The following is a 7,056-nucleotide window of genomic DNA, read 5'->3' on the forward strand; positions in this document are numbered from 1 at the left end:
AAAAACGCGCTTGGTGACTGACTGCGGCCATGTTCATCTCAGCACGGTGTGGATTGCCTGCAGAATAACATTTTTATGACACAGTAGGATTATAGGAATTCTTGCAAGGCTTGCGCAAGCCTCCGAGCATAATAGGGCTGCAATCTTACGCGGAAACTCCTAATAATTCATTCAAGCCGACACCGCTTCCCTGGACGACTTGATTCAGACGTTAGACTGCACATCGAGTACGGAGTCAGATTCATTTAGGCATCAGCCCCCGTTCCTTGTCGAAAGCGAGGAGCTGCCGACCGTTTTGATGGTAGGTGCGACACGTCATCGCCTCAAAGCGACGGAACGGGGCCTCGCTGTTGTTGCTCCTGCGAGCGCTGCTGCTCCAACGATTGTTCCCGTGCGCGATCTTGTTCCAGGCGTTGGTTGGCGGATTCCAGTTGCGAAAAGCTCTCCTGCACCGGACGCTGGGCCGCTTCGACAGTGGGCATCTGTGCACGCAACATTGCTTGGTCATCCGGTCTGCCCTGTACCAGGAATATATTCTGTGCAGCTGGAAGATCCTCGGTCTTTTCACTGAGCAGCACGTGGTCCACCCGGGTTAGCCCGTTGTCTTTGGCTAGCGTTAGCAGACTGGCTGTCATCCGCTCGCTGGTGGCGTCAAACGTGCGGCCATTTGCGGCGTCCAGCTGCTCCACCTTGCTGCGGATCTGTTGATACATGGCATGGTCAGAACCAGGAATAGGGTCAGGAATAGGGTCAGGAATCAGGAATAGGGTCAGAGTCAAATAATTCTCCACTTATAAAAGATGAAGTGCACCCTGGCATTAATCCAATTGCGGTCGTATTGGAATTCTCACAGCGGCGGAGTCGGCCCGCGCTGCTGTTGCTCCTGCGAGCGCTGCTGCTCCAACGATTGTTCCCGCACGCGATCTTGTTCCAGGCGTTGGTTGACGGATTCCAGTTGCGAAAAGCTCTCCTGCACCGGACGTTGGGCCGCTTCGACAGTGGGCATCTGTGCACGCAACATTGCTTGGTCATCCGGTCTGCCCTGTACCAGGAATATATTCTGTGCAGCTGGAAGATCCTCGGTTTTTTCGCTGAGCAGCACATGGTCCACCCGGGTTAGCTCGTTGTCTTTGGCTAGCGTCAGCAGACTGGCTGTCATCCTTTCACTGGTCGCGTCAAACGTGCGGCCATTTGCGGCGTCCAGCTGCTCCACCTTGCTGCGGATCTGCTGATACATGGCATGGTCAGGGTGCCCCGCTTCTGCAGGGGTAAGCCTGCGGTTTGGCTCGTTCGGTGCCGCAAGATTGGGAGAGCTAACGCCGCGTGCGCCCGTGTCCTTGAGCTGGACCATGCCATAGCCGTCCTTGCCAAGGTCAACGATGTTGAAGGTCTTTGCAGGCCCGAGGTCCAGCCCGTTGCGCTCTAGCTGTCTTGGGTCCAGGCCTAACAATTTGAGATCGATGCGGACTTCCGGAGGCTGGCGGTCATGCGCCAGATGCGCGTAGTTCTGCGCGATGTGACTGATCGGATTGACGCCATAGTAGTTCCGATAGTCGGAATCGCCATGTGGGCCTAGCGTGCCACTGCTGTCATAAAAGCACTGCTCAACCGACTTGGTCAGCGCATCGTCGCGCGAAAAGGGCTGCTTGGTGAGTGCATCGTAAGTCAGCCCGTCCGCGAATTGCGGAGCACCGTTCGGTTGCCTCACGACACACCGGCTGCTGGACCGGTCGAGCAATTCCCGCTTAACCATGCCGTCGGACATCTGAGGATTCAGATGTTTGATTCGATCATGCAAGGCACGCATTCCTGAGATCTCCGACAGCGCTTCGTCTGCGCGCGTGGAATCCAGGTAAACACGCGTAGTGCCAGTCAGGTCGACCTGATTCTCCCGATTGTCATAGGCGTCCTGCATCCGGTTGCCCATGCTTTTGCCGAAATCGGCAAGGGCGTCGGCACGATGCTGGGCCAACACGCCGTGCATCGTTTCATGGCCCATGATCTCGGTGAGGTAGTCGATGCGCTCTGATCCTGCGAAGTCTTTGAACGCTACTTCACTGACATTGAGTGAGCCCGCCTTTCCGTCTTTACCGTCCTGGAAGTGACCTCCGTTGTTCTGTCCATGCGACACAGCAATCGCATCAATTCGGCCTTTCTCAATGGCATCACCCAGCAGGTTTGAAAGGTAGGGTGACTCAGCAATTGTCTGCCGGATGCTCGCCTCGGCACCAGCAGGAAGTGCAGGATCCTTTGCCATCTGGGCAAGTAGAGGCTCGATACGTGGGTCAACTCGGTTCATGGCTTGCCTCCATCGATCTTTACGCTGTAAGCGCACTCTTGTGGACTGCCTTGTTCATTGGTTCGATAAAGAAGCAATGAGACCGAAAAAATCTGACTTCCGTCGTTGATCGCGCGCCAATGCTGGCGGAGCCATCCACCCTGAAAAGGCCGCTGCCCGCCGCGCGTGTATCCCATCCCTTCAAGCGCTTTGGAGAGTGCTTCTGCTTGCCAGATGCAAGTAGACGTAGGTATGCGCGTGGGGTTGCTATGGTCAGGTAGAGTCACTGCAACCTCTATCCGCGAGAATCCATCTTTCGTTGGGCGATGCGTCGCGTAGAGCCCATAGCCTTCGGCCAGAGGAACTTCCTTTACTTCACGCCACGGGTATGCCGGATCAGACGGCGGTCCAAGCTTGATGCCAAGTGCCGACTCCATCTTCGGGTAGTTCAGATCCGCGGGCGCTGTTAGTCCATCGATGAAGCGCAACAGCCGGCGTTCCAATTCTTGCAGAGTAGTGTTGGAAGAGACGACATCGGCGCTGTTTTCGTTGCTTTTGCCTTTATCTGAAGAGGTTGGCGTCTGTGTTATAGCAGATGGCGTGCCTGCATCCCGTCTCGCTTCACCAGGCGTGCGAGCGCATGCACTTGGTAGCGCTAGTGAAAGCAGCAGCAAGGGAAGCAGGTTTCGGAAGCTGATTTTTATCATTGGAATCCTACTCACGCGACATCGCGATGCTGGTCAGTTGTTTTTCGCACCGTTGGTGTCCTGCAGTACCGAGCCCGAACCTAAGTGGTGCGATGGTGGTGGATAGCGAGGGGACGGAAAGCTATTTGCGGGAGGGTGAGGTGCGCTTGGAGTAGCAATCTCTCTAGGTTTAATCCAACTCTGACCTTGCTGCTTCAAACGTTGATGCAAGGGATCTTCTATCAACGCTTTCCAGATTGCCAGCATCAGCCAGTTGACATGTCACGCAGCACGTAGCAGTCTTTTCGCCAAGGAGCGTAGAAACTCCTCACACAGCGGTACCCACCTCCGTCAAACCGGTGGGTTTTTTGTGCCTGCAGCATCTTGCTGGCACAACCGACGCGTTGCCTGCGTCGGGAGGGCGGCTAATACAACACCCTTCGGGGAAATACGCCCGCCGACTGTGTGCGGTTTCTAACCTCCCGACATCCCGTCGCCACCCGGCGGCGGGGCCTGTTCGTCAAGGAGGGCTCTGCCATGCGTCGATCCACGTCCAGTCCCACGTCAGCACGCAAGCGCGCCACGCTGCCGCCGCCCACCGAGATCGGCTGGCACTCGCTCGACCCCTCGATCCCGCCGCGGCCTTACCTCGAGCGCACCCCCATCCCCGAGCCCCACCCCGATCCCAGCAAGCCGCGCCGCCCAGGCCACCCGCGTGCCCCGCACCACTGCACCGTCGGCTACGGCTACTACCCCGTCAGCGACCAACGCATCCCCACGCTGCGTCTACGCGGCCGCTGGCTGGAACAACTCGGCTTCACCATCGGCAGCAAACTCAACATCCGCATGCGCAACGGCGAGCTGGTCGTCAGCGTGGCGCATTCGGAATCGAGCTGCGCGTGAAGCAACACCATGGATTGCTGCTGACAATTCCAACACTTGTGATGCACTGGTGTCTATGCCTTTTTCTCATTCATTCGAGAAGTGGAGCAGTAATCAGTCTGGTGATGAAGCGCAGCCGCTGACGCTACTACAGCGTGATTCACAGGTCTGCGAGAAAATCAGCTGCGGTGACTTGATGTGAAGAGTGCAGCTGTGATATAGAAATTTCGCAGGGGGGTGGCACAAGGAGATGCGTGTATGAAACGGGTAGTCTTGAGTGTGGTGTTGATGGTGGCTTTGCTTGCTACCGCCGGAATCAGTCCGGCCAGTACCAAGGAGACGAACGTCACCACGGTGTTGACTACGCAAAAGGTCTACGGCGCCGGTGCACCTGAAATCGGTGCAATACGCGATTGGATCACCAAGCGCTCGCCTGAATATCAACCGCTTCTGCAGGGTGGCACCATGACGGTGAAGCACTCAGGACCAGTCAGCTCACCGTCAATGGCGACAGCGTCTCAAGGTCCTGGCGGTCCGCCAGTTCCGCTCCCTGCGTCAGGCATTCCAGGTGAAACAATCGAAGTGACGCAGACCTATCCCAATGGCGGGTACGAGTCCTGGATTTATGTCTGGGGTCTCCAAGATCTTCCATCGGGCCTTGGGGAGTGGCGGTTGCAAAGCTACAAATTCGACAGGGGCAAAGGGGAAGTCCCCGATAACCTCCCGGATCCTTGAATCCTGCTTCAAGATCCGTTCCCCGCAGGGTGTCGTGCCGGTTCACGACAACGCGCTGGAGGTAGGCGGCAATGGTGATCCGTACGCGGGATCGAACGCCGAGCAGGCGAGGTCTTGTGCATGCTGACCGTCGGCGTGGCGTCTTGCATACGGGGCGCTGCAATAGCCAGTGGACCCATCGGAGCCGGTGCGATCTTTTGCCGGTGGCGTTCCAGGCCCGGGGGCAGCAGGGTTCGCGGGGCTGTGGTTGCACTGGCCAACAGCACGCGGACCCCACTGCAGGCGCCTGCGCTGCGGCGCCAGCCGTGCGCTGCTCTGGCACTGCCGCTTCCATTCCGACGGTGCCATGCCGAAACGGGCCAGGAATGCGCGCTGGAACTGCCGTTCGGAGTTGAAGCCCAGTTCGTAGAGCAGCCAGGTCAGGCTGCAGTCGGGAGCGCTGACAAGGTGCGCGTGGGCTGCGTCCAGGCGGCGGTCGCGGATGTAGCCATGCAGGCCGCCCAGCTGCTGGAAGATGCGGTAAAGGGTGGCGCGCGAAAGCCCGAAGTCTGTCTGCAGCGAGGTCATGCCCCGCGCGGGGTCGTGCAGATGCCGCTCTACGTGCGTCAGCAGACGCGCGTGCAACGGGTGTGGTGGCGCAGGTTGGGCGATGAACTGGCACATGGGTTCCCCTGGAGCGGTGCACGCGTGGCCGTCTGGCACACGGTGGTCGGCCCATGCCACGGGTGGTGGTGCGGGCGGTGGCGCACAGCTTAGGAACCGGGTCTTGCGCGCGCGTACCGTGTTTGCGGTATTGGCACGGTGGCCTGCGGCCTACCGCGAACGCGGTAGGTCGATCATGCGGATCGCGGCCTAGAATAGGCCTTCACTGCTGCGCGTGGCCGTGGTGCCGGGGAGGCTGCCGCGGCCGGGTTTCTCCGTTGCCGCCATTGGGCGGTTCCTGCCAAGGTCTTGCGATGTCCGATCCGATTTCCCTCGTCGTCGTCGAAGACGATGCTCATCTACGTGCCGAGTTCGAGCGCATGGCGTGCGAACACGCGGGGTTGCGTTGGCTGGGCGGGGCCGGGTCGCTGGTGGATGCGCGTGCGCTGCTGGCGCGCACGCAGCCGGATGTGGTGGTGGTGGATCTGGGCCTGCCCGACGGCGATGGCAGTGCGTTGATCGCCGAATGCGCGCAGCGGCATCCGCCGATGCCCACGCTGGTGGCGACCATCTTCGGCGACGAGGCGCATGTCATCCGCGCCATCGAGGCCGGTGCGCGCGGCTACCTGCTCAAGGACAGTGCGGCCGATGAGTTCGTCCGCGCGGTCGCGCTGGTGCACGAGGGCGGTGCGCCGCTGTCCCCGCACATCGCCAAGCATCTGCTGGCGCGGTTGGCGCCGGTGTCGGCCGCGCCGGCGCATCCTGCCGATGCGCTGACACCCCGCGAGATCGAGATCCTCACCCGCATTGCGCAAGGTTTCACGGTCAGCGAAACCGCCGAGCATCTGCAGATTTCCGCGCATACCGCTTCTACCCACATCAAGCACATCTACAACAAGCTGGCGGTGAACAACCGCGTGCAGGCAGTGAATCAGGCGCGGCTGCGTGGGCTGATCCGATGATGCGTGTGGCGTTGCTGGCAGTGCTGCTGCTGTCGGCGACCCTGGCGCTGGTGTGGTTCGATCCGGCGCGTCCGCCGGCCCACATCGCGGGCACGCAGACGCTGACGCATGCACAGTTCGTCCTCAGCGCCCAACCGCTGCCCCCCACGCATGGGTGGCAGCCCATCACCCTGCCCGACAGTTGGCGTGCGCGCCGCCCCACGACCAGCGGGATGGCCTGGTACCGCATTGCCTTCACGCTGCAGCGGTTGCCCGCAACACCGCAGGCGATCTACCTGCCCAGGCTGGCGATGGCCGGCGAGCTCTGGCTCAACGGTGCGCTGCTGAGCCCCTACACGCCGCTGGCGTTGCCCCGTGGCGCTTCCAGCCAGGGGCGCGACGCGCCGATGTACGTGGTGCTGCCCTCCAGTGCCTTCCGCGTGGGCGGCAACACGCTGACCATCCGGCTGCGCGGCGATGCGCAGGTCCGCAGTGGGCTGTCGGCGGTGCGCTTTGGGCCGGTGGAGCGGATCGCACCGGTCTGGCAGCGCCAGCACCTGCTGCAGGTGGTCCTGCCGCTGGTGCAGGTGCTGTTGCTGGTCGCTGCCGTCTGCCTGGCCTATGCGTATGCGCAGCGGCGGCGCAACTACCTGATGATGGTGATCGGCCTGGGGCTGGGCGTGATGTCCTTGGTGCTGGATCTGCTGCCACCGCTGTCGTTGTCGCCGGGCGACCGCCACGCGGTGCGGATCCTGGTGTTCACCTCCGTGGTCTGGTTGTTGTGCCGGGGAGGGCTCTACGGACGCTCTGAACAAAGCAGCCTGATCTGCGACAATTAACCGACGACCCACGCGGACGATTTCGATGCAACTGAGCTTTGGCGACGCGGAGT

Annotated in this window: 7 protein-coding genes and 1 pseudogene; 4 read left to right on the forward strand and 4 right to left on the reverse strand. The window is 60.7% G+C overall.

Annotated features, from left to right (window positions below; all coding sequences use genetic code 11):
- Positions 1-323: 323 nt before the first annotated feature.
- The 3 genes and pseudogenes from XcuCFBP2542_RS18275 to XcuCFBP2542_RS18285 form a co-directional block, all read right to left on the reverse strand.
- Positions 324-722 (reverse strand): annotated as a pseudogene (locus tag XcuCFBP2542_RS18275) (XVIPCD domain-containing protein); the annotation flags it as partial.
- Positions 723-847: 125 nt separating this feature from the next.
- Positions 848-2,299 carry an XVIPCD domain-containing protein gene (locus XcuCFBP2542_RS18280; protein WP_104605620.1) on the reverse strand — a complete coding sequence of 484 codons (1,452 nt, stop codon included), beginning with the start codon at positions 2,297-2,299 and terminating at the stop codon, positions 848-850.
- Positions 2,296-2,985 carry a hypothetical protein gene (locus XcuCFBP2542_RS18285; RefSeq protein WP_104605622.1) on the reverse strand — a complete coding sequence of 230 codons (690 nt, stop codon included), beginning with the start codon at positions 2,983-2,985 and terminating at the stop codon, positions 2,296-2,298. The genes XcuCFBP2542_RS18280 and XcuCFBP2542_RS18285 overlap by 4 nt, the downstream gene beginning before the upstream one ends.
- A gap of 516 nt (positions 2,986-3,501) precedes the next feature.
- Here XcuCFBP2542_RS18285 and XcuCFBP2542_RS18290 point away from each other — a divergent pair.
- Both XcuCFBP2542_RS18290 and XcuCFBP2542_RS19440 read left to right on the forward strand, forming a co-directional pair.
- Entirely contained in the window at positions 3,502-3,867 is a 366-nt protein-coding gene (locus XcuCFBP2542_RS18290; protein WP_104605624.1) for a SymE family type I addiction module toxin, read from the forward strand.
- A gap of 237 nt (positions 3,868-4,104) precedes the next feature.
- Positions 4,105-4,581 carry a hypothetical protein gene (locus tag XcuCFBP2542_RS19440; RefSeq protein WP_146090362.1) on the forward strand — a complete coding sequence of 159 codons (477 nt, stop codon included), beginning with the start codon at positions 4,105-4,107 and terminating at the stop codon, positions 4,579-4,581.
- Between the two features lie 42 nt (positions 4,582-4,623).
- Here the strand turns inward: XcuCFBP2542_RS19440 and XcuCFBP2542_RS18295 are convergent, their stop codons facing one another.
- Complete coding sequence (locus XcuCFBP2542_RS18295) at positions 4,624-5,148, reverse strand: helix-turn-helix domain-containing protein (protein WP_158251467.1); 525 nt, start codon at positions 5,146-5,148, stop codon at positions 4,624-4,626.
- 389 nt (positions 5,149-5,537) lie between these two features.
- On the opposite strand from XcuCFBP2542_RS18295, the gene XcuCFBP2542_RS18300 reads away from it, so the two are divergent.
- Both XcuCFBP2542_RS18300 and XcuCFBP2542_RS18305 read left to right on the forward strand, forming a co-directional pair.
- Positions 5,538-6,185, forward strand: a complete 648-nt coding sequence (locus tag XcuCFBP2542_RS18300; RefSeq protein WP_158251468.1) for a response regulator transcription factor — start codon at positions 5,538-5,540, stop codon at positions 6,183-6,185.
- A complete protein-coding gene (locus tag XcuCFBP2542_RS18305) occupies positions 6,182-7,003 on the forward strand; it encodes a hypothetical protein (RefSeq protein ID WP_104605630.1) in 822 nt (273 codons plus the stop codon). Before XcuCFBP2542_RS18300 ends, XcuCFBP2542_RS18305 begins: the two co-directional genes overlap by 4 nt.
- The last annotated feature ends 53 nt before the right edge of the window (positions 7,004-7,056 follow it).

Origin of the sequence: Xanthomonas cucurbitae (assembly GCF_002939885.1) — a bacterium.
GTDB classification, from domain to species: Bacteria; Pseudomonadota; Gammaproteobacteria; order Xanthomonadales; family Xanthomonadaceae; genus Xanthomonas; species Xanthomonas cucurbitae.

Excerpts from the sequence above, each read along its gene's own strand:
- XcuCFBP2542_RS18280 (WP_104605620.1), bottom strand. The coding sequence starts at position 2,299 with ATGAACCGAGTTGACCCACGTATCGAGCCTCTACTTGCCCAGATGGCA.
- XcuCFBP2542_RS18285 (WP_104605622.1), bottom strand. The coding sequence starts at position 2,985 with ATGATAAAAATCAGCTTCCGAAACCTGCTTCCCTTGCTGCTGCTTTCA.
- XcuCFBP2542_RS18290 (WP_104605624.1), top strand. The coding sequence starts at position 3,502 with ATGCGTCGATCCACGTCCAGTCCCACGTCAGCACGCAAGCGCGCCACG.
- XcuCFBP2542_RS19440 (WP_146090362.1), top strand. The coding sequence starts at position 4,105 with ATGAAACGGGTAGTCTTGAGTGTGGTGTTGATGGTGGCTTTGCTTGCT.
- XcuCFBP2542_RS18295 (WP_158251467.1), bottom strand. The coding sequence starts at position 5,148 with ATGACCTCGCTGCAGACAGACTTCGGGCTTTCGCGCGCCACCCTTTAC.
- XcuCFBP2542_RS18300 (WP_158251468.1), top strand. The coding sequence starts at position 5,538 with ATGTCCGATCCGATTTCCCTCGTCGTCGTCGAAGACGATGCTCATCTA.
- XcuCFBP2542_RS18305 (WP_104605630.1), top strand. The coding sequence starts at position 6,182 with ATGATGCGTGTGGCGTTGCTGGCAGTGCTGCTGCTGTCGGCGACCCTG.